A 19521-nucleotide genomic window follows, 5' to 3' on the forward strand; every position below is an offset into this window, starting at 1 on the left:
CCCTTCCATCTTTGCGCCAAGGCGATTAGATGGATGTGACCGGCACACAGGCGGAGGCATCATGGCCTTTTTCAAGAAACTCAAGGACAGGCTTTTCAACTCGTCGTCAAAACTGGACGAAGGGCTGGACGCCATCGTCGAGGATGGCGGCGAGGCAGACACGCCGCCCCCCGCGCCCGAGCCGTCCCGCCCCGAACCCGTTGCCCAACCCACGCCCCGCCCCGAGGAGATCCCGCCCCCGGTCAGTGAAACGCCCGCGCCCGCACCGCAGGAAATCCCCACAGAACCTGAGCGTCCGGCACCCAGCCCGACGCCCATCGAGATCCCCGTCGAGGAGACGCCGCCCAGCGTTGAAGCCGGTAAGTCCGGCCTTCTGGGGCGCCTTTTCGGCCGCGAACCCGACCGCGCCCCCCGCCGCGTTCTGGATGACGACATGCTGGAACAGCTCGAAGAGCTGCTGATCACCGCAGATATGGGCGTCGACACCGCCCTGCGCGTGACCGCCAACATGGCCGAGGGCCGCATGGGCAAGCGCCTGTCGGCCCGCGAGATCAAGGAGCTGCTGGCGCAGGAGATCGCCCGCATCATGGAGCCGGTGGCGACCCCCATGCCGCTCTACCCGAAAAAGCCGCAGGTGGTGCTGGTCGTGGGCGTCAACGGCTCGGGCAAGACGACGACGATCGGCAAGCTGGCCAGCCAGTTCAAGGCAGCGGGCAAGACGGTGGTGATCGCCGCGGGCGATACGTTCCGCGCGGCGGCGGTCGAACAGCTTCAGATCTGGGGCGAGCGCGCGGGCGTGCCGGTGATGACCGCGCCCGAGGGCAGCGATCCGGCGAGCCTCGCCTGGGACGCAATGGCGCAGGCCGAGCGCGACGGCGTGGACCTTCTGATGATCGACACGGCGGGGCGCCTGCAAAACCGAGCCGACCTGATGGAGGAACTCTCCAAGATCGTCCGTGTCATCCGCAAGAAGGATGAAACCGCACCGCACAACACCCTTCTGGTGCTGGACGCGACCACGGGCCAGAACGCCCTCAGCCAGGTCGAGACATTCCAGAAGCTCGCCGACGTGTCGGGCCTTGTGATGACCAAGCTGGACGGCACGGCGCGCGGCGGTGTGCTGGTGGCGCTCGCCGACAAGTTCGGCCTGCCGATCCACGCCATCGGGGTGGGCGAGCAGATCGACGATCTATCCCCCTTCGATCCCGAGGAATTCGCGGCGGCCCTCACCGGGCTGGAGGCGAAATGATCACTCTCCCTTGTGCCCGATGCCGCGCTCCAACATGCCGATCAGGCCCAGCACGGTGACGACGATGCCCGTCGCCATCGCGGCGAGGGGCATCTGTCCAGACCCGCAGGCAAGGCCGATCGCGCCGGCGAGCCACATCGAGGCACCGGTCGTCGTGTTGCGCACCTTGCCACCCGAGGTAAAGATGATGCCCGCGGCCAGAAATGCGACACCGGCGGTCACCGCCTCGATCAGACGCAAGGGATCAACGCGCAATGCGTCGGCGGCGCCGAAGGGCATGCTGGCCAATTGCTGGCTCACGATGATGAAAAGGCAGGCCGCCATCGAGACCAGCATATGCGTGCGCAGACCCGCAGGCTTGTGCCGCCACTCACGTTCGATCCCGATAAGCCCACCTAGAAGCAGCGCCGCCGCCAGGCGGATCCCCGCAATCAAGGGCGGCACGGCGGCAAAAGTGCCGTTCAGCTCATTCAGTATCGTCTCCATCATCACGCGCGCCCTCCTTCTGCGGTGCAAACCCGGCGGTTCCGTACCCGGTTCCCGCACCTGCGGATGAGCGATTGGCTCATCTCCCTCGAGGGCACGGCGGCGGGTCATCACCTGGCCCTTGCCCTCGCCATCATGGCCGCCATACTGCATGCCGCTTTCGGCGCGATCCAGAAGGGCCGCCACGATCCATGGCTGACACGCGGCGCAGTCGATATCAGCTATGCCGCGATGGCCGCGCCCTTTGCCTTGTTCATCGTCCCGTGGCCCGAACCGCATATGTGGGTCATCTTTGTCGGAGCCTGGGCCATCCATACCGGCTACAAGATCCTGCAGGCAATGGCCTACTCGCGCGGCGCCTTCACGGTGGTCTATCCGGTGGTGCGCGGCACCGGGCCCCTTTTTGCCGTGATCGGCGCCTACCTGATCTTTGACGAAACGTTCAACCTCGTGCAATGGGCGGGCGTTGCGGTGCTCCTCTCGGGCATCTTCGGCCTTGCCATCTATAACCTGATATTCCTTGACACCGCGAGAGACACGCTGCCCGCCGCACTGACGCTGGCGGTAATGACGGGTCTACTGGTGGCCGCCTATACCACCTATGACGCCTACGGCATCCGCGCGACCGCCGATCCCTTTACCTTCCTCGCGTGGTTCTTTCTGATCGACGGGCTGACCATGCCGGTGATCGCCGCCATCCGCTGGCGGCGCATGGAGGCGCCCCCTGCCCCTGCGGGCCTGATGCTGCGCGGCGTCATAGGCGGCGCTGTTGCGCTCATGTCCTTTGGCGCGATCATGCTCGCCACCCGCCTCGACAGCGTGGGCGAGGCGGCGGTCCTGCGCGAGACATCGGCCGTCTTCGCCGCCCTTATCGGCTGGCTTTTCCTGGGTGAGACGGTAGGACCACGCCGCACGGCCCTGATGGCATTGATTGCGGCGGGCGCCGTGATAGTTGAGATGGGCGGATAAGCCCCAAGGAGGATACATGAGCGAAAAACAAATCAGCAGCGGGCTGAAAACCGCGCTCGAACTGGGGCCGATTATCGCCTTTTTCGTTGCCTATATCTGGCTCAAGGATCGGATATTCACCATCGGCGGCACCGAATATGACGGCTTCATCATCGTCACCGCAGGCTTCATTCCGGTGTTCCTCATCTCGATCGGCATCCTCTGGGCGCTGACCGGGCACCTGTCGAAGATGCAAGTGATGACGGCGATTCTCATCACCGTTTTCGGCGGGCTCAGCATCTGGTTCAACGATCCGAAGTTCTTCAAGATGAAGCCGACGATCATCTACCTTCTCTTCGGCGGCATCCTCGGCGCGGGCCTGCTGCAGGGCAGATCCTACCTGCAGACGATGATGGACACGGTCATGCCCCTGACGCGGCAGGGCTGGATGATCCTCACCCGCCGCCTCATGCTCTTCTTCTTCGGCCTCGCCCTCCTCAACGAGATCATCTGGCGCACGCAAACCGAGGAGATCTGGGTTTATTTCAAGACTTTCGGCCTGACCGCGGCCATCTTCGTCTTCTTCATCACCCAGTCCAAACTCTTCGAAGAGTACAAGTCCGCTCCCGAAGACTGACTGCCCATTCTTCTTGCCGCAAATATCCCCGCCGGAGGCTCCACCAGTTGACGCAGGCATGGCGCAGGAGTATCTGCGCAGCGTGGTGATTTGTTACCGGATTGCGGGCCACGTTAAACAATTCGCTAAAAGGTCACGGGAAAGGCCCCCCTTTTCGCATGACCGGCTCGGGGGTTTTAGGGGCGATGGCCCGGAGGTCAAAGACATGACAGACGATTGGAAAACACGCACGGCGCTCGTGCATGGCGGCACCGCGCGCAGCCAGTGGGGCGAGGTCAGCGAGGCGATCTTCCTCACCCAGGGCTTCGTTTACGACAGCGCCGAGGCCGCCGAGGCGCGGTTCATCCAGACGGGGCCGGATGAGTACATCTATGCCCGTTACGGCAACCCGACCGTGGCCATGTTCGAAAAGCGCGTCGCGATGATCGAAGGCGCCGAGGATGCGTTTGCCACCGCCAGCGGCATGGCCGCCGTCTCGGGCGCGCTGACATCCATGCTCAAGGCGGGCGATCATGTCGTTGCCGCGCGCGCCCTTTTCGGCTCGTGCCTCTATGTGCTGAGCGAAGTGCTCACCCGCTACGGCGTCGAGGTGACCTTCGTTGACGGCACCGATCTGGAGCAGTGGGAAAAGGCGATCCGCCCGGACACCACCGCCGTCTTTTTCGAAACCATCGCCAATCCCACGCTGGAGGTCGTCGATATCGAGGCGGTGGCGACACTGGCCCATGCCCATGGCGCAACGGTCGTCGTCGACAACGTATTCGCCACGCCCGTCTTCTCGCGCGCCATCGAACAGGGCGCCGATGTGGTCGTCTATTCCGCAACCAAACATATCGACGGTCAGGGCCGCGCCTTGGGTGGCGTGATCCTTGGCACGCGGGAGTTCATTCGCGGCACGGTCGAGCCTTACATGAAGCATACCGGCGGCTCGATGTCGCCCTTCACGGCCTGGGTCATGCTCAAGGGGCTCGAGACGATTGATCTGCGTGTGCGCGCACAGGCCGCGACAGCGCTGGCGCTGACCGAGGCGCTGCAAGATCACCCAAAGGTCAAGCGTGCCATCTATCCCGGCCATGCCAGCCATCCGCAGCATGACCTGACCATGCGCCTCATGGGCAAGGGCGGCACCGTCGTCGCCCTGGATCTGGGCGGTCAGCCCGAGGCGTTCCGCTTTCTCAACGCGCTCAAGATCGTGCTGATCTCGAACAATCTGGGCGATACGAAATCCATCATTACCCACCCCGCGACCACCACGCATCAGCGCCTTCCCGAGGATCAGCGGATGAGCTTTGGCATCACGCCGGGCCTTGTGCGTCTGTCGCTGGGGATAGAAGATACCGACGATCTGATCGCGGATATCCGGCAGGCGCTGGACGCGGTCTAACCCCAGTTGGAGAGCCTTTTATGACCACCAGAAAGACCGACCGTCTGACAGGCATCGTCACGCCCCTGCTGACGCCCTTCAACGATGATTTCAGCGTCGCGGAGGACCTCTACCTCGATCACGCGCGCCACTGCCTTGCCCAGGGCTCGCATTACCTGTCGCCTTTCGGGACGACCAGCGAGGCGCTCAGTCATTCGGTGGCCGAACGGATGCACCTGGTCGAGCTGCTGGTCGAGAGCGGCGCCGCGCGACCCGATCAGCTGATGCCGGGCACCGGCCTGTGCAACCTCGAAGAAACGGCCGCGCTTTGCAGCCATGCCGTTGATTTGGGCTGCCGTGCGGTGATGACGCTGCCGCCCTTCTTTTTCGTCACCGCCAGCGACGAAGGGCTCTACCGATATTCCAGCCTGCTGATCGAAAAGGTCGGCAGCGATGCGCTGACCATCTGCCTTTATCACATCCCGCAATATGCCGGGATCGGGTTCACCCCCGCCCTTGCCGCACGCTTGAACGAGGCATTTCCGGAGGTCGTGACCGCGCTCAAGGACAGCTCCGGCAATTGGGAGAATACCCGCGCCGTGATCGAGGCCGCGCCCGGCATTTCCGTCTTTCCCGGTAGCGAGGGTGCGATGCTGGAGGCGATGGCGCTGGGGGGCGGCGGCTGCATCTCGGCCAGTTGCAATTCGAACGCGGCCGGGATTCGCAAGCTCTACGATCTGGCGCGCGCAGGCGATATCGATGGCGCAGAGGCGCTGCGCCCGCAGATCGACGCCCATCGTGCTGCGGTTTTCGCAGGCGGGCTGATCCCCGGCCTCAAGGCGCTGAAGGCGCAGGAAACCGACGACGCGCGCTGGCTGAACCTGCGCCCGCCGCTGATGAACGCGGCGCCCGATCTGGCCGCGCCGCTGGCTGAAACCGTTTGGCGCGGTTGAGTCTGATCAGACAGGAAGGGAATGGGTGCGCTTGACCGTCTTGGCGGATTGCGTCGAGGATTTGGCGATGTCTCGCGCCGAAACCTGATCACCCGCTCTGTCTTTCGGTGCGCTAAACAAGGCGGCATTGCTGGCCAGTGCGGCCGCGCCAAATAATTGGGCGATACGCATCTGTTGCTCGAACATCTGGCCCATCATCTGAATGCCGACGGCAGAATAGTGAGGCGGAAGGTTCTTGTGAGTCATTCTCGTCTCCCTTGGCAGAGGGTTACACTGTGCAGACTATCGCATAGCGTGTGGCTTTACGCCAAGGGTCATCTTGGCGCGCCCCCATAGTGCACGGGAATCCGCCGATGCCCGCCTAACTCTATATGTCGCCCTGAATTTTAGCCCCCGTGAACAAGGGTTGAAAACAGTTTGGGATCCAGACTTTGTGCGGCAAAGGTGTCGCCTTCGGTCAGGACGCTGACGGCATCATGACTGTGCAGGCTTTCCTGATGGCTGGCGACGACGCGGAAATCACCGATTCGCCCATCGGCCAGCAGGCGCTCGCAAAAGAGGCGGGCGGCATCCTCAACAAAGATCGGATTCGCGGCGTTCAGCTCGGCAAAGGCCTGTTCGTCCTCGCGCTTGACCATGACCTGCGTCTCGGTCGGAACGGCGGCACGTGCCAGCTCGATCAGGTCCTCGAACCACAGGCAATCCTGGCAGGTCACCTCGACCGAAATGCGCGCGACAGAGCGCTGCGAATGCGGCGTGGCAAGCTGCCCGCGCGCCTGGCGCGCGTGTTCGCTCAGCTCCAGCGAGCAGGGGCAGGTCGAGGAATAGACGTAGTCGAGATGCATGAACTTGCGCCGTGCCCCATCCGTCTCGACCAGCTCAAGCGCGATGTCGTAATACTGGTAGCCCTCCAGCCCGGACCGCAGCGAGCGGACCTTGACCGGATAGGAGAACCGCATCTGGATGCGCGCGTCGACCGACCCGAGATCGGCGATGTAATCGTCCAGTGCCGCCTCGATCACTTCGAAACTGAAGGTCTTTTCGGCATGTTTGTAAAAGCTGCGCATGATCCGGGACATGTTTATGCCCTTCTTGTTCGCCTCGAGACTGACGGTGCCCGTGACGGAGGTCTCAAGCGTCAGGTCGCCATTGTCGGGCGTGTGAAATCGGATCGGCAGCCGGAAGTTGGAAATGCCAACATGCTGCAACTGCTGACGCGCGCCTCGGATCAGCGAGGCCGGGCCGTTCTGCAGATCGGGCATGGTCGCGCGATAGCTGGAATCGGCTTTGAAATCATCAGGATAGCTGCGCGACAGGGCAGGATAGTTCGACACCTCGCCGCGCGGCAGAAGGCGCGCGATCGCCGGGTCGAGGTCCGCAACCTCCTCGGGGGTGGCCGTTGCCGCCCAGCGCCGCAGAACCGCCAGCGCGCCCGAGGCGTCAGCGCGGTCCGGAACCGCCTGCATGTCGGCTGTATGATGTGTCATTCCACGGCTCCTTGCCTGAGGGACTGGGACGGATCGCGCGCCGCATGACTGCGTGTGTCCCGGCCCGCCTGTGATCCATATCTAGGACGGGCCGCCACGATTGCCATACCAACGGAAACGCCCGCCATGGTGATGACGGGCGCAGCTTGCCGGTGCAAGGGCGATCAGCCGTAGACGGCTTCCTTGCCGAAATGCTTGGTCAGCATGTAATAGACGACCGCGCGATACTTGTTCCGCTCGGAGTGACCATAGATCCGGAGCACCTCCTGGATGCCGCCCATCAGTTCAGGCCCATCGACGAGGCCCAGTTTCTTGATCAGGAAATTGTTCTTCACCGTCTCCAGCTCTCCGGTCTGGCTGGAGGCGACGGTGGACGCATCCGCATCGTAGATGGAGGGACCGCAGCCGATGGTGACCTTGGTCAGCAGGTCCATGTCCGGTGTCATCCCGCATTTATTCTTGAGGTCGTCTGCGTAGCGCGCGATCAAATCGTCACGTTTGCCCATCTGAAATCTCCTTTTGTCGCGGTTTTCCCGCCAATCAATGTCCCAAACCGCCAAGCGGCTGGCCAAAGACTATCGGCTGCAGACCATTTCACAATGAAAAAATCCCGCGGGCCGTTTGCACGCGCCAAAACGCAAAGACCCCCGGCCGGTGTGGCCGGGGGTCCGCTTGCCTCTGAAAGAGGTAGGACCAGATTATTCGGTCTTCGGCTCTTCGGTGGTGGCAGCGTCGTCCGTGGCGCCTTCTGTGGTGCCTTCGGTCGACATCTCGGTTTCCACCTCGCCTTCGGTCGTCAGCTCGGCATCGGCCGCGCCTTCGGTCGTGGCTTCGGTATCCGACGTGCCTTCGGTCGTGGCCTCGGTGTCGGCACCCTCAGTGGTGGTGGCGCCCGACGCGTCCGTGTCCGTGGACATGGAGCTGTCGCTGCCTTCGTTGGCGGTATCCGTCGCCGCGTCGCCCGATGCCGCGCCTTCGGTGGAGGTGGCGGCGTCGCCCGACATGCTGTCCGAGGACGTGCTATCCGACGACATGCTGTCGCTGGAAGTGGCTGCGTCACCCGTCGTCGCCGCCGGATCAGCGCTGTCGCTGCTTGCCATCAGATCGGCCAGGGGCGTCTCGTCCGGCAGGCTTTCGGCATTGGACTCGTCGAACTCGGGCAGCTCCTTGAGCGCGTCCTTGGTCGTGTCCAGTTTGACCATCTGCTGATCGGCGTCATAGGTGAAGTCGCTCAGCGGCAGGGCAACGGTGTATTCGCCCAGGCCCAGGAAGCCGCCAATACCGATCACCGCATCGGCGCTGCTGCCAGCGCTGACGACATAGTCGATGTCACCGATGGTATCTCCATTCGGCTCGTAGACGCTTTGGCCCACGATATCACCCACGGTCATTTCCTCGATCGAGGTGAAAGCGGGTGTCGCGGCCGGCGCATCTGCCGACATTTCAGTGCCCACAGTGGTGTCTGTATCCGTCGTCGCGGTATCCTGTGCGATTGCTCCGCCTGCGATCAGTGCGGAAGCTGCGGCTGTCATCATGAGTGTCTTGAGTGTCATTTTGGATCTCCTCCTTGGCTGCAAGTTACGGCCAGTCAATTCCCGATGAGGTGCATTGGTTCCGGTGCGCTCAGCCCCAAAACGCAAAGCAGGCAGAAACCCGCCAAGGGCCCTGCCTGCATCGGCGGAAACCTGTCGGTTCCCTTTGTTTTCAAGAAAAATCAGTAGCGATAATGCTCGGGTTTAAAGGGACCCTCGGGTGTGACACCAATGTAATCGGCCTGCTCCTTGCTCAGCGAAGTCAGCTTGACCCCGATGCGATCCAGGTGCAGCCGCGCGACTTTCTCGTCCAGGTGCTTGGGCAGGATATAGACCTCGTTCTTGTACTGATCGCCGTTCTTCCACAGCTCGATCTGCGCCAGAACCTGATTGGTAAAGCTGGCCGACATCACAAAGCTGGGATGCCCGGTGGCGTTGCCAAGGTTCAAAAGGCGCCCTTCGGACAGAAGGATCAGACGATTGCCCGAGGGCATCTCGATCATGTCCACCTGTTCCTTGATGTTGGTCCATTTGTGGTTCTTGAGGCTGGCCACCTGAATCTCGTTGTCGAAATGGCCGATATTGCCAACGATCGCCATGTCCTTCATCTCGCGCATATGCTCGATGCGGATGACGTCCTTGTTGCCCGTCGTGGTGATGAAGATGTCGGCGGTCTTCAGCACATCCTCGAGAAGAACCACCTCGAACCCGTCCATCGCAGCCTGAAGTGCGCAAATGGGGTCCACCTCTGTCACCTTCACGCGCGCGCCCGCGCCGCGCAGGGACGCGGCCGAGCCCTTGCCCACATCGCCATAGCCCAGCACAACGGCGACCTTGCCGGCCATCATCGTGTCGGTGGCGCGGCGGATGCCGTCGACAAGGCTTTCCTTGCAGCCATACTTGTTGTCGAATTTTGATTTGGTGACTGAATCGTTCACATTGATCGCCGGGAAAGGCAGCAGGCCCTTCTTGTGCAGATCGTAAAGGCGGTGAACGCCGGTCGTCGTCTCCTCGCTGACACCCTTGATCGCGTCGCGTGTCTTGGTGAACCAGCCGGGGCTTTCCTTCATCCGCTTCTTGATCTGGGCGAATACGGCCTCCTCCTCTTCCGAGGTGGGCACTTCGATCAGGTCCGTCTCGCCCGCTTCGACACGCGCGCCCAGCAGCACGTAAAGCGTCGCATCCCCGCCGTCGTCGAGGATCATGTTCGCGCCTTCGGCAAACTGGAAGGACCGGTCAAGGTAGTCCCAATGCTCCACCAGTGTCTGGCCCTTCACCGCAAAGACGGGCGTGCCGCCCTCGGCAATCGCCGCCGCCGCGTGGTCCTGCGTGGAAAAGATGTTGCACGATGCCCAGCGCACATCGGCGCCCAGCGCATTCAGCGTCTCGATCAGCACTGCCGTCTGAATCGTCATGTGAAGCGAGCCGACGATGCGCGCGCCCTTGAGCGGCTGCGCCTCGCCGAATTCCTCGCGCAAGGCCATCAGGCCCGGCATCTCGGTCTCGGCGATGTCCAGCTCCTTGCGGCCATAGGCGGCCAAGTTGATGTCCTTGACGATATAGTCCTGTGCCATAATGTTGGCTCCTTCGGAATTGAGGCGTTGCAGGGCAGATAGCACCGGGCGGCCAGTGCGGCAATGCTGGAACACCCTCCCACCGGGCGCTATGCAGGGCAGTAGCCAAACACCGGAGGCGATGATGCCCAATACCCCCGCACCGAAACCGCGTAGCGCCGCCGCAAGAGCCTGGCAGAAAATGCTCTCGGGCCGCAGGCTGGACCTGCTGGACCCGACCCCGATGGATATCGAGATTACCGACATCGCCCACGGGCTCGCCTTCGTTGCCCGCTGGAATGGCCAGACCCTGGGAGACTACGCCTATTCGGTGGCCGAGCATTCCCTGCTGGTCGAAGAGATATTTCGCCGCCTCTCGCCCCGCGCGCCGGCCAGGTGGCAACTGGCCGCGCTGCTGCATGATGCGCCCGAATACGTGATCGGCGACATGATCTCGCCGGTCAAGAATGCGGTCGGCCCTGGCTATGACGAGATGGACAAGCGTCTGGCCGCCGCGATCCATATCCGGTTTGGACTGCCAGCCGCGATCCCCGCCGCGGTCAAGAAGCAGATCAAGAAGGCGGACAAGGTCAGCGCATGGATGGAGGCAACACAGATTGCCGGGTTTGACGTGTCCGAGGCCGACCGCTTCTTTGGCCGCCCCGATCAGGCCCTGCTGGACGGGCTGGCAATCCGCCTGCGCCCCCCGCTGGAGACCCGCAGCGAGTTCACCGCGCGCACCGATGCGCTGCTGGGCCAGATGACATGATCACCGTGCGCCGCGCCACGCCGCTGGATGCGCCGCCCATGGCCGAGCTCTTGAACCAGATTGTGGCCAAGGTCAGCACCACCACCCGCACACAGCCCGTGACCAGCCGCGACATGATGGGCATGATGGACAGCGCGCCCGACCGCTCGGTCTGGCATGTTGCGCTGAATCGCGAGGGCGAGTTGCGCGGCTTTCAGTATATCGAGCCATCAAGCCACTTGCCCCCCGAGGCCTGCGACATCGCCACGTTCGTGCAGGTCGGGCGCACCGGCCTTGGCATCGGCTCGGCCCTCTTCGCGGCGACGGCCAAGGCCGCCAAGGCGCTGGGATATGTCTGGATCAACGCCAACACCCGCGCCGACAATGAAGGCGGGCTGATCTACTATCAAAGCCGGGGTTTTCGCAACTACGCAAGGCGCGCCGATGTGCCGCTGGCCTCGGGTCAGCGAGTCGACAAGATCCTGAAACGCTATGACATCTGACAGCCGCTCATCACCGCTTCTCACCCTTGCGTGAGCCTGTGTTGCGACGGGTTGGCGGGCGTGCACCCTTGGGCCATGCTGCATCCAACCTTAGGGAGGATCCTGCGTGACCCAGCTTGTGACCAATCTGAAGACTCTGCTTCTGGGCGGCCTGATCGCCGTCGGATTTGCGGCCCAGGGCGACCGCGCCCATGCCGCCGAGACGCAGACACTGACCGTGGCCGGCGGCTGCTTCTGGTGCGTCGAGGCCGATTTCGAGAAGGTCAAAGGAGTCAGCGGGGTTGTCTCGGGCTATACCGGCGGCACGACGCAGAACCCCACCTACAAGGATGTCACCCGCGGCGGCACCGGCCATTACGAGGCGGTCCAGATCATGTATGATCCCGCGCAGGTCACGCGCCCCCAGCTTCTGCACATGTTCCTGCGCTCGGTTGACCCGACGGATGCGGGCGGCCAGTTCTGCGACCGCGGCGAAAGCTATCGCACGGCGATCTTCGCGGATGGCCCGGCAGCGCAGGACGCACAGCAGGCCATCACCAGCGCCCAAAAGGATTTGGGCCAAAAGATCGTGACCCCCGTCCTGCCCGAGCAGACCTTCTACGAGGCCGAGGATTACCACCAGGACTACTACAAGAGCGACTCGCTGAAAGTGACCCGCTTTGGCATCAAGAGCTATGCCGAGTCCTACAAGCTCTACCGCGACGCCTGCGGGCGTGATTCCCGCGTGCGCGCGCTATGGGGCGACGCGGCCCCCTTCGCCCAGAAATGACCCACTTGGGGCCGCGTCGCGCGGCCTCATCCAGCCCAAGTGCCTTGCACGCACGGGCATGGTTTTTTCTTGGTTCCAAATACCCATTCCAACGCCTGCCAAGGGCCGCACGTCAGTCGCCTAAACCCGCAGACCGGCCCAGCGCCCTCAACCCGGCATGCCACGCCTCACTGCGCGGCACCGCCTCGGCGATCACGCCCTGTAGCGCCAGGGCCGGCGCATAAGGCGCAGCCGGGCCGATGATCCGCACCTCCTGGCCCAGCCAATAGGGCCGCATCGCGGCCAGCTCGGCCCCCAAAAGATGACCCAGTATCGCCGGGACATCTTGGGTCAGTGCCGCCGCATTCAACTGCGCGGCCAGCCGTTCGGGACGGGACATCGTATCGCCCAATGCGCCCTCGTCGAATTCCGCTCCACTCGCGCCCAGCGCGGCGGCCAGACGCCCCGTCGCGGCACCTTGAAAGCTGACGACCTCTCGCGCGCTGACATGCACCCAATGCGTCACCTCCACCTCGGGCAAGAGCATGATCCCGTCCCAATCCGGCTGCGCCGTCAAAGCACCTGCGATCAGGATCCGCACCTCGGGCGGCAAGACCGCCGCAGGCGCGGCCTGCTGAAGCGCGCCCAACGCGCTAAGCTCCGCCGGCAAGATCGCGGTAGGGGGCGCGGACCGCTGCGCAGGATCGAGCGTGATCAGCCGCCCCGGCGCGATTCCACAGCTGCCCGCCGCGTCTTCGGACGAGGCGAAATCATGCATCTGGATGGCATCGTCCTGCAGGGCATAGAGCGTCACGCGCCCGCCCTCAGGCAACAGCGCACCCCAAGCCTCGCCCATCAGCGGCGCGCCGATATCTGCGCCACGATGCCGCGCATGTCATAGCCCGCCCCTGCGGCGGCCGAGACGATCTGCTCGTCCGGCATCTGGCCGACCTGCACGATGCTCCAGAGGGTGGTGCAGCGCGTGCCGCTGCGGCAATAGGCCAGCACGGGTTGGGGCAGGTCGTCCAACGCCGCACTGAAATCTGCCACGTCGCCCTCGGTCAGCTGGCCGGAGATGATCGGCACCGCGCGAAAAGCCAGCCCCGCCTCCTCGGCCGCCGCCTGCACTGCGGCGATATCAGGCTGGCCTGCATCCTCGCCATCGGGACGGTTGCACATGATCGCGCGAAAGCCGGCCTCCTTGATGGCGGGCACATCGCCCGGGGCGATCTGGGGTGAGACGCTGAAACTGTCGGAAATCTTGCGCAGGTCCATGAGGCCGCTCCTATGTAAACTCACTCGCAATATGGCCGCAAAGGGTGGTCGATTTCAATGCTGCCCCGGCCTGGCAAGCCGCGCTCCGTCTGCAAAGCCCCATCATCCTTAACCAGCTGTTAAGCATTTCTGCGCAATCATCACCCGCATGAGCGGTTATTCCCATTTCAGCGAGGCGGCCCTGCCCCTCTTCGGCGGTGACGAGGCACCGTCGGCGGCGCTTGTCTCCGGCGGTGCGCAGCCCTCCTATATCCGTGACCACCGCGCCCGCCTGCGCGCGCGGTTCATGCAGGGCGGTGCCGGGCCGATGCCGGATTATGAGCTGCTCGAGCTGGTTCTTTTTCGCGCCATCCCCCGGCGAGACGTCAAACCGCTCGCCCGCGCCCTTCTTGACCAGTTCGGAGATTTCAACGGCGTTATTTCCGCACCGACCGCGCGGCTCGAGGCGGTGAGCGGCGTGGGCGAGGCTGTCATCGTGGAGCTCAAGATCATCGAGGCCGCCAGCCGGCGCCTGTCGCGCGCACGCGTGATGCAGCGCCCTGTCATCTCATCATGGGACGCGCTCCTCGACTACTGCCACACCACCATGGCCCACCGCGATACCGAGCAGTTCCGCCTGTTTTTCCTCGATACAAAAAACGTCCTGATCGCGGATGAGGCGCAGGCCAGCGGCACAGTCGATCATGTCCCCGTCTATCCGCGCGAGGTGGTCAAACGCGCGCTCGAACTGAATGCCTCCGCGCTGATCCTGGTCCATAACCATCCCTCGGGCGATCCCACCCCCAGCGAGGCGGACATCGTCATGACGCAAAAGATCAGATCGGCGGTCGAGGTCATGGGCATCACGCTGCACGACCACCTCATCATCGGAAAATCCTGCGAGCTCAGCTTTCGCAGCGAAGGCTATCTTTGATGTGCTGGTGACCCCGGCAGGATTCGAACCTGCAACCTGCCCCTTAGGAGGGGGCTGCTCTATCCAGTTGAGCCACGGGGCCAGCGCCGCCTGAATAACGCGGTGCGGCGCGGTTGTCATGGGGGAATGATGCGGCGACGGTGCGGCGGGCAAGGCGCTTGATCCGCCGCGCATGTTCGCGGTAACGTCTCGGCAAATTGACAGGAAATCCGCGTTGACCAAGCCCCCAAATCGCCCGCTGACACTTCGCGACGTCTCGGAGGCGTCCGGCGTGTCCGAGATGACGGTTAGCCGGGTTCTGCGCAATCGGGGCGACGTGTCCCAGACCACGCGGCAGCGCGTGCTGGAGAGCGCGAAGGCGCTGGGGTATGTGCCCAACAAGATCGCCGGCGCCCTGGCGTCGAGCCGGGTCAACCTGGTCGCGGTCATCATCCCCTCGATGTCCAACATGGTCTTCCCCGAGGTGATGACTGGCATCAACGAGGTGCTGGAGGAAACCGATCTGCAGCCCGTCATGGGCCTCACCGACTATACCCGCGAGAAAGAGGAGAAGGTGCTCTATGAAATGCTTTCCTGGCGCCCGTCTGGCGTCATCATAGCAGGGCTTGAGCATTCCGAGGCGTCGCGTGCGATGCTCCGCGCCTCCGGCATTCCCGTGGTCGAGATCATGGATGTCGACGGCACGCCGGTCGATTCAGTCGTTGGTATCTCGCATCGCCGCGCGGGCGAACAGATGGGGCGGGCGATCCTCAAGGGCGGTTATCGGCGCATCGGCTTCATGGGCACGACCATGCCGCGCGATCACCGTGCGCGCAAACGGTTCGAGGGGCTGACGGATGTGCTGGGCAAGGCCGGCGTCGAGATTGCCGAGCGGGAATTCTACTCGGGCGGCTCCGCCCTGCTGAAAGGGCGTGAGATGACGCAGGCCATGCTGGCCCGCGATCCCGAGCTGGATTTTCTCTACTACTCCAACGACATGATCGGCGCCGGCGGCCTTCTGTGGCTGCTGGAGCAGGGTTATGACATCCCCGGCAAGATCGGTCTTGCCGGGTTCAACGGGCTCAACCTACTCAAGGGCTTGCCGCGCGAATTGGCGACGATGGATGCTTGCCGGCACGAGATCGGGCGCCGCGCCGCGCAGATCATCGCGGACCGTGCGCAGCCCGATGCCGATCAGTCGCCCCAGCGCATCGCGCTGGAGCCCAAGATCAGCTATGGTGACACGCTGCGCCGGCCCTAGCCCGGCCCCCGGAAAAATCAAAGCTGACGCGAAACGAAAAAGCCCCGCTCGGGATGTCGAGCGGGGCTTTCTCTGTCTAGTTCCAAAAGGGCCGGATCAGTCTTTCATCTTGCGCTTGATCGGCGCCCAGATGCGCTTGTTGGTCAGGTACAGCAGCACCGCGAGCAGGGTCAGGAAAATGACGCCTGTCAGGCCTGCGAACTTGCGGGCCATCAGCTTGGGCTCGGCGGTCCAGGTCAGGAACGCCGCGACGTCCTTGGCCTGAGCTTCCAGAGTGGCGGGATGGCCATCGTCGAACTCCACGGAATCCTCGTAGAGAGGCTGCGCCATGGCGATCCAGCTGCCCGGAACCGTCGGGTGGCCTTCCTCGTCTTTGCATTCTTCGGGAAAGCCGCCAGCGCCAAAGGCCGAATTGTAGCTGCCCGGGAAATCCTCGGGCGCGCATTCGGGTGCCTCATGATAGCTGGTCAGGAGCGTATAGATATACTCCGGTCCACCCATCCCCTTGAGGAACTGGTTGATGCCGGTCCCGTAGGGTCCGTGGAAACCAGCACGCTTCTTGGCCATCAGCGACAGGTCAGGAGCTGTATCCAGCGCCGATTCGGGGAAGTGATCCGACGGCTTCGCTTCGCGGAAGTCATCCAGTTCGGAGTCGAAGACTTCGAAGCGCGATGCGTAGGCACGGACCTGATCCTCGGGCAGTTGCGGGCCGCCCTCGTCATGCAGGGTGCGGATCGGCACGTATTTCAGACCATGGCAGGCCGAGCAGACCTCGGTATAGACCTTGAGACCGCGCTGAAGCTGCAGTGGATCAAAGCTGCCGAAAGGCCCCTCGAAGGAGAAATCCACATCCTCGACGTGGACCTCGCCGCCCGCCGCCAGCGCCGCGCCGCCCGTGAGGGTCAGCGACAGCGCCACGGCGACAGGTGCACCAAATTTACGGAACATTGCGTTCATCATTCTGCCCCTCACTCGGCCGGTTTGACGATGGTATGCGTGCCACCGGTCTTGGCGTCGTAATGCGCCTTGAAGTCTTCTTCGATCGTCGCAGGCTGCGGCAGCGGTTTCTCGATCACGCCCAGAAGGGGCAGGATGATCAGGAAATACGCAAACCAGTAGGCCGAAGCGATCAGCGAGATGACACCATAGATGCCCTCGGCCGGCATGGCCCCTGCCCACATCAGGACGAAGAAGTCGAGAACCAGCAACGCGAACCACCATTTGAACATCGGGCGATACCGGCCCGAACGCACGCTGGACGTGTCCAGCCAGGGCGCCAGTGCCATTACCGCGATCGCACCGAACATAGCCAGCACGCCAAAGAACTTGGCGTCGACGATGCCGCCGGTGATCCAGCTGGCCGCCATCACGACCCAGACGTCGGACGTGAAGGCACGCAGGATCGCGTAGAAGGGCAGGAAGTACCATTCGGGAACGATATGCGCAGGCGTCGCGAGGGCATTTGCCTCGATATAGTTATCGGGGTGACCCAGGTAGTTGGGCATGAAGCCGACGATGGCGAAGAACACGATCAGGATGACCGCCAGGGCGAAGAGATCCTTGATCACGAAATAGGGCCAGAACGGCACGGTGTCCTTTTCCGCTTCGGCCTTGGACGTGCGGCGCACTTCGACACCGGTGGGGTTGTTGTTGCCCGTGGTGTGGAAGGCCCAGATATGCAGGGCCACCAGCGCCGCGATGACGAAGGGCAGCAGGTAGTGCAGGCTGAAAAAGCGGTTCAGCGTCGCATTATCCACCGCCGGTCCGCCCAGCAGCCATGTCTGGATCGGCTCGCCGATGAACGGGATCGCACCGAAGAGGCCGGTAATCACGGTCGCACCCCAGAAGGACATCTGGCCCCAAGGCAGAACGTAGCCCATGAACGCCGTGCCCATCATCATCAGGTAGATGAGCATGCCGATGATCCACGTGATCTCGCGCGGGGCCTTGTAGGAGCCGTAATAGAGACCGCGGAAGATATGCGCGTAGACCGCGACAAAGAACAGCGACGCGCCGTTCATGTGCAGGTATCGGATGAAGTGACCACCGTTCACGTTGCGCATGATGTGCTCGATTGACGCGAAGGCGTAATCGACATGCGGCGTGTAATGCATCACAAGAACGATGCCCGTGATGATCTGCAGCGCGAGGCAGAAGGTCAGGACGATGCCCCAGATCCACATCCAGTTGAGGTTCTTGGGCGTCGGGATCATCAATGTGTCATAGAGCAGGCCCACGATGGGCAGGCGCTTGTGCAGCCACTTTTCGCCCCGCGAATTGGGCTCATAATGATCGTGCGGAATACCAGCCATGTTTATGTCCTTATCCCAGAATGAGCGTTGATTCGTCGGCGAATTGTGCGACGGGGATCCACAGGTTTTCGGGCGCAGGCCCTTTGCGGATACGTCCCGCGGTGTCGTAGTGCGAGCCGTGGCAGGGGCAGAACCAGCCACCGAAATCACCGGCGCCATCGCCGATGGGAACGCAGCCGAGATGCGTGCACACCCCGATCATCACCAGCCATTCCTCGGCGGCATCGCCCTCGGCGCCCGGCATCGCGATCGTGCGATTTGCGTCGGTCGCGGGCTGAACACCATCAAGGTTGGGGTTCTGCGAGGTCGGATCGATCAGGTCGCTCATTTCGACTGCGCGTGCCGCTTCGATCTCGTTCTGGGTCCGGCGACGAATGAAAACCGGCTTGCCCAGGAACTTGACGGTAAGTTGCGTGCCGGGCTCCATCCCGCCCACATCCACCCGGATCGAGCTGAGCGCTTGAACGTCGGCCGAGGGGTTCATCTGATTGACCAGCGGCCAAATGGCGGCACCGGCCGCGACGGTGCCTGCACCGGCGGTCGCGTAATAGAGGAAGTCCCTCCGGGTGCCTTCGTGATCGTCTGCGTGGGACACGAGGTTTACTCCAATCTCAGGGGCCATCCATCGGGCCCCATACGGGTTTCAGGCCGCAGGATGCCTGCAACCATTCCGCCTCGCGTTTTAGCGAGGCTTTCCCAGCCCGTCCAGTGGGCAATGCGCCACATTCGAGATGGGTGCCGATGTGTCGCGCTTGAGGCGCGGACGCGGGGGGTGTAAGACATCCGCAGACAGCCGCACATTGTGAAAGCGCCCATGCACATGCCCCATCTCATGCCCAACGTCCTGAAATCCGCCGCCGCCATCGCCGCGATCGCCCTGGCCTCGCCTGCCGCCGCCGAGCTGGAGCTCAGCTTTTATCTCGGCACTCAGACGGCCAGCGACAGCGATGCCTCTGGCTACCGGCCGGATGGCACCCCGTTTGACCGCAATGTCAGCTGGGACGGCAAGTCCTTTGACGCGCCGATCTACTATGGTGGCCGCGCCATGTGGTGGACGCCCGGCAATCTGGGTTTCGGCATCGAGGGCACGCATACCAAGGCGTACGCCGGTTCGGCCGACAAGGCTGCCATGGGCTTTGAGCGACTGGAATTCACTGACGGGCACAACATCATCACCGCCAACGTGATGAAGCGCTTTCCCGGCGTGTTCGGCGGTAGCAAATTCACTCCCTATGGCGGTGCAGGTATCGGTGTGGCCCTTCCGCATGTCGACATTCTGGCGACCGGCGCGACAAACCGCACTTATGACTACGAGATGACCGGCCTCGCACTGCGCGGGATCGCGGGCATGAAATACGAGCTGACCGAGGATTGGGCGCTCTTTGGCGAGTACCAGATCACCTGGTCGGACAATGACGTCACCATTGATGGCGATTTCGGCCAGCCCGATGGCAAGCTGCGCACCGAACTAGTGACCCATGCCGTCAATATCGGTATCAGCTACAGCTTCTGATCGCGCGGCGATACCGGGACAAGGAATAAGGCCCGAGGTGCGCTGCGCCTCGGGCCTTTCT

22 protein-coding genes, 1 tRNA gene and 1 riboswitch are annotated in these 19521 nt (G+C 63.1%); of the genes, 11 read left to right on the plus strand and 12 right to left on the minus strand.

Annotation, left to right across the window (positions count from 1 at the left end; genetic code table 11):
* Positions 1-61 precede the first annotated feature (61 nt).
* The gene (gene ftsY / locus ACEWPL_RS07185) at positions 62-1249 is read left to right on the plus strand and encodes a signal recognition particle-docking protein FtsY (RefSeq protein ID WP_393932936.1); all 1188 of its coding nucleotides are present in this window, start codon (positions 62-64) and stop codon (positions 1247-1249) included.
* Here ftsY and ACEWPL_RS07190 read toward each other — a convergent pair whose 3' ends face one another.
* On the minus strand, positions 1250-1738 hold the full coding sequence (locus ACEWPL_RS07190; RefSeq protein WP_393932938.1) for an MgtC/SapB family protein: 489 nt from the start codon (positions 1736-1738) through the stop codon (positions 1250-1252).
* Positions 1739-1801: 63 nt separating this feature from the next.
* Between ACEWPL_RS07190 and ACEWPL_RS07195 the strand changes: the two genes are divergently transcribed.
* The 4 genes from ACEWPL_RS07195 to ACEWPL_RS07210 all read left to right on the plus strand — a co-directional run bounded on the left by ACEWPL_RS07195 (position 1802) and on the right by ACEWPL_RS07210 (position 5636).
* On the plus strand, positions 1802-2704 hold the full coding sequence (locus tag ACEWPL_RS07195; protein ID WP_393932940.1) for an EamA family transporter: 903 nt from the start codon (positions 1802-1804) through the stop codon (positions 2702-2704).
* Between the two features lie 16 nt (positions 2705-2720).
* Positions 2721-3320: an inner membrane-spanning protein YciB gene (locus tag ACEWPL_RS07200; protein ID WP_393932942.1), complete on the plus strand. Its 600-nt coding sequence runs from the start codon at positions 2721-2723 to the stop codon at positions 3318-3320.
* Between the two features lie 72 nt (positions 3321-3392).
* Positions 3393-3469, plus strand: a riboswitch (SAM riboswitch).
* A gap of 56 nt (positions 3470-3525) precedes the next feature.
* Positions 3526-4704 carry an O-succinylhomoserine sulfhydrylase gene (metZ, locus tag ACEWPL_RS07205; protein ID WP_393932944.1) on the plus strand — a complete coding sequence of 393 codons (1179 nt, stop codon included), beginning with the start codon at positions 3526-3528 and terminating at the stop codon, positions 4702-4704.
* A gap of 20 nt (positions 4705-4724) precedes the next feature.
* On the plus strand, positions 4725-5636 hold the full coding sequence (locus ACEWPL_RS07210; RefSeq protein WP_393932946.1) for a dihydrodipicolinate synthase family protein: 912 nt from the start codon (positions 4725-4727) through the stop codon (positions 5634-5636).
* Positions 5637-5642: 6 nt separating this feature from the next.
* On the opposite strand, the gene ACEWPL_RS07215 is transcribed toward ACEWPL_RS07210, so the two are convergent.
* The 5 genes from ACEWPL_RS07215 to ahcY form a co-directional block, all read right to left on the minus strand.
* Positions 5643-5882, minus strand: a complete 240-nt coding sequence (locus tag ACEWPL_RS07215) for a hypothetical protein (protein ID WP_393932947.1) — start codon at positions 5880-5882, stop codon at positions 5643-5645.
* 140 nt (positions 5883-6022) lie between these two features.
* Positions 6023-7123, minus strand: coding sequence for a GTP cyclohydrolase FolE2 (gene folE2, locus ACEWPL_RS07220; RefSeq protein WP_393932949.1), 1101 nt, complete (start codon positions 7121-7123; stop codon positions 6023-6025).
* 164 nt (positions 7124-7287) lie between these two features.
* Positions 7288-7629 carry a DUF2853 family protein gene (locus ACEWPL_RS07225; protein ID WP_393932951.1) on the minus strand — a complete coding sequence of 114 codons (342 nt, stop codon included), beginning with the start codon at positions 7627-7629 and terminating at the stop codon, positions 7288-7290.
* A gap of 192 nt (positions 7630-7821) precedes the next feature.
* On the minus strand, positions 7822-8676 hold the full coding sequence (locus tag ACEWPL_RS07230) for a hypothetical protein (protein WP_393932953.1): 855 nt from the start codon (positions 8674-8676) through the stop codon (positions 7822-7824).
* Positions 8677-8837: 161 nt separating this feature from the next.
* Complete coding sequence (ahcY, locus tag ACEWPL_RS07235) at positions 8838-10229, minus strand: adenosylhomocysteinase (RefSeq protein ID WP_393932955.1); 1392 nt, start codon at positions 10227-10229, stop codon at positions 8838-8840.
* A 124-nt stretch (positions 10230-10353) separates the two neighbouring features.
* Here ahcY and ACEWPL_RS07240 point away from each other — a divergent pair, with 124 nt between their 5' ends.
* From ACEWPL_RS07240 to msrA, 3 genes are all read left to right on the plus strand, one after another.
* Positions 10354-10977, plus strand: a complete 624-nt coding sequence (locus tag ACEWPL_RS07240) for an HD domain-containing protein (protein ID WP_420744334.1) — start codon at positions 10354-10356, stop codon at positions 10975-10977.
* Entirely contained in the window at positions 10974-11459 is a 486-nt protein-coding gene (locus tag ACEWPL_RS07245) for a GNAT family N-acetyltransferase (RefSeq protein WP_393932959.1), read from the plus strand. The genes ACEWPL_RS07240 and ACEWPL_RS07245 overlap by 4 nt, the downstream gene beginning before the upstream one ends.
* Before the next feature lie 106 nt (positions 11460-11565).
* Positions 11566-12228, plus strand: coding sequence for a peptide-methionine (S)-S-oxide reductase MsrA (msrA, locus tag ACEWPL_RS07250; protein ID WP_393932961.1), 663 nt, complete (start codon positions 11566-11568; stop codon positions 12226-12228).
* A 112-nt stretch (positions 12229-12340) separates the two neighbouring features.
* On the opposite strand, the gene ACEWPL_RS07255 is transcribed toward msrA, so the two are convergent.
* Together ACEWPL_RS07255 and ACEWPL_RS07260 are read right to left on the minus strand one after the other, a co-directional pair.
* Positions 12341-13063 carry a 2-dehydro-3-deoxygalactonokinase gene (locus tag ACEWPL_RS07255; RefSeq protein WP_393932963.1) on the minus strand — a complete coding sequence of 241 codons (723 nt, stop codon included), beginning with the start codon at positions 13061-13063 and terminating at the stop codon, positions 12341-12343.
* Positions 13063-13482, minus strand: a complete 420-nt coding sequence (locus tag ACEWPL_RS07260; RefSeq protein ID WP_393932965.1) for a protein tyrosine phosphatase family protein — start codon at positions 13480-13482, stop codon at positions 13063-13065. Before ACEWPL_RS07260 ends, ACEWPL_RS07255 begins: the two co-directional genes overlap by 1 nt.
* Before the next feature lie 148 nt (positions 13483-13630).
* Here ACEWPL_RS07260 and radC point away from each other — a divergent pair, with 148 nt between their 5' ends.
* Positions 13631-14395: a RadC family protein gene (gene radC, locus ACEWPL_RS07265; protein ID WP_393932967.1), complete on the plus strand. Its 765-nt coding sequence runs from the start codon at positions 13631-13633 to the stop codon at positions 14393-14395.
* Between the two features lie 5 nt (positions 14396-14400).
* Here the strand turns inward: radC and ACEWPL_RS07270 are convergent.
* Positions 14401-14477, minus strand: a tRNA-Arg gene (locus ACEWPL_RS07270).
* Positions 14478-14609: 132 nt separating this feature from the next.
* Between ACEWPL_RS07270 and ACEWPL_RS07275 the strand changes: the two genes are divergently transcribed.
* Positions 14610-15635, plus strand: a complete 1026-nt coding sequence (locus ACEWPL_RS07275; RefSeq protein WP_393932969.1) for a LacI family DNA-binding transcriptional regulator — start codon at positions 14610-14612, stop codon at positions 15633-15635.
* A 96-nt stretch (positions 15636-15731) separates the two neighbouring features.
* On the opposite strand, the gene ACEWPL_RS07280 is transcribed toward ACEWPL_RS07275, so the two are convergent.
* From ACEWPL_RS07280 to petA, 3 genes are read right to left on the minus strand one after another with little or no spacing between them, the layout of a single operon-like run.
* Positions 15732-16583 carry a cytochrome c1 gene (locus ACEWPL_RS07280; RefSeq protein ID WP_393932971.1) on the minus strand — a complete coding sequence of 284 codons (852 nt, stop codon included), beginning with the start codon at positions 16581-16583 and terminating at the stop codon, positions 15732-15734.
* 20 nt (positions 16584-16603) lie between these two features.
* Positions 16604-17947: a cytochrome b gene (gene petB, locus ACEWPL_RS07285; protein WP_393932973.1), complete on the minus strand. Its 1344-nt coding sequence runs from the start codon at positions 17945-17947 to the stop codon at positions 16604-16606.
* 10 nt (positions 17948-17957) lie between these two features.
* On the minus strand, positions 17958-18542 hold the full coding sequence (gene petA, locus ACEWPL_RS07290) for a ubiquinol-cytochrome c reductase iron-sulfur subunit (protein WP_393933353.1): 585 nt from the start codon (positions 18540-18542) through the stop codon (positions 17958-17960).
* A gap of 225 nt (positions 18543-18767) precedes the next feature.
* Between petA and ACEWPL_RS07295 the strand changes: the two genes are divergently transcribed.
* Positions 18768-19460, plus strand: coding sequence for an outer membrane protein (locus tag ACEWPL_RS07295; protein WP_393932975.1), 693 nt, complete (start codon positions 18768-18770; stop codon positions 19458-19460).
* Positions 19461-19521: the final 61 nt, after the last annotated feature.

Origin of the sequence: Roseovarius roseus (genome assembly GCF_043355935.2) — a bacterium.
GTDB classification, from domain to species: Bacteria; Pseudomonadota; Alphaproteobacteria; order Rhodobacterales; family Rhodobacteraceae; genus Roseovarius; species Roseovarius roseus.

Bases quoted from the DNA above. Each gene is read 5' to 3' on its own strand.
- ftsY (WP_393932936.1), top strand. From the start codon at position 62: ATGGCCTTTTTCAAGAAACTCAAGGACAGGCTTTTCAACTCGTCGTCA.
- ACEWPL_RS07190 (WP_393932938.1), bottom strand. From the start codon at position 1,738: ATGATGGAGACGATACTGAATGAGCTGAACGGCACTTTTGCCGCCGTG.
- ACEWPL_RS07195 (WP_393932940.1), top strand. From the start codon at position 1,802: ATGAGCGATTGGCTCATCTCCCTCGAGGGCACGGCGGCGGGTCATCAC.
- ACEWPL_RS07200 (WP_393932942.1), top strand. From the start codon at position 2,721: ATGAGCGAAAAACAAATCAGCAGCGGGCTGAAAACCGCGCTCGAACTG.
- metZ (WP_393932944.1), top strand. From the start codon at position 3,526: ATGACAGACGATTGGAAAACACGCACGGCGCTCGTGCATGGCGGCACC.
- ACEWPL_RS07210 (WP_393932946.1), top strand. From the start codon at position 4,725: ATGACCACCAGAAAGACCGACCGTCTGACAGGCATCGTCACGCCCCTG.
- ACEWPL_RS07215 (WP_393932947.1), bottom strand. From the start codon at position 5,882: ATGACTCACAAGAACCTTCCGCCTCACTATTCTGCCGTCGGCATTCAG.
- folE2 (WP_393932949.1), bottom strand. From the start codon at position 7,123: ATGACACATCATACAGCCGACATGCAGGCGGTTCCGGACCGCGCTGAC.
- ACEWPL_RS07225 (WP_393932951.1), bottom strand. From the start codon at position 7,629: ATGGGCAAACGTGACGATTTGATCGCGCGCTACGCAGACGACCTCAAG.
- ACEWPL_RS07230 (WP_393932953.1), bottom strand. From the start codon at position 8,676: ATGACACTCAAGACACTCATGATGACAGCCGCAGCTTCCGCACTGATC.
- ahcY (WP_393932955.1), bottom strand. From the start codon at position 10,229: ATGGCACAGGACTATATCGTCAAGGACATCAACTTGGCCGCCTATGGC.
- ACEWPL_RS07240 (WP_420744334.1), top strand. From the start codon at position 10,354: ATGCCCAATACCCCCGCACCGAAACCGCGTAGCGCCGCCGCAAGAGCC.
- ACEWPL_RS07245 (WP_393932959.1), top strand. From the start codon at position 10,974: ATGATCACCGTGCGCCGCGCCACGCCGCTGGATGCGCCGCCCATGGCC.
- ACEWPL_RS07255 (WP_393932963.1), bottom strand. From the start codon at position 13,063: ATGGGCGAGGCTTGGGGTGCGCTGTTGCCTGAGGGCGGGCGCGTGACG.
- ACEWPL_RS07260 (WP_393932965.1), bottom strand. From the start codon at position 13,482: ATGGACCTGCGCAAGATTTCCGACAGTTTCAGCGTCTCACCCCAGATC.
- radC (WP_393932967.1), top strand. From the start codon at position 13,631: ATGAGCGGTTATTCCCATTTCAGCGAGGCGGCCCTGCCCCTCTTCGGC.
- ACEWPL_RS07280 (WP_393932971.1), bottom strand. From the start codon at position 16,583: ATGTTCCGTAAATTTGGTGCACCTGTCGCCGTGGCGCTGTCGCTGACC.
- petB (WP_393932973.1), bottom strand. From the start codon at position 17,947: ATGGCTGGTATTCCGCACGATCATTATGAGCCCAATTCGCGGGGCGAA.
- ACEWPL_RS07295 (WP_393932975.1), top strand. From the start codon at position 18,768: ATGCCCCATCTCATGCCCAACGTCCTGAAATCCGCCGCCGCCATCGCC.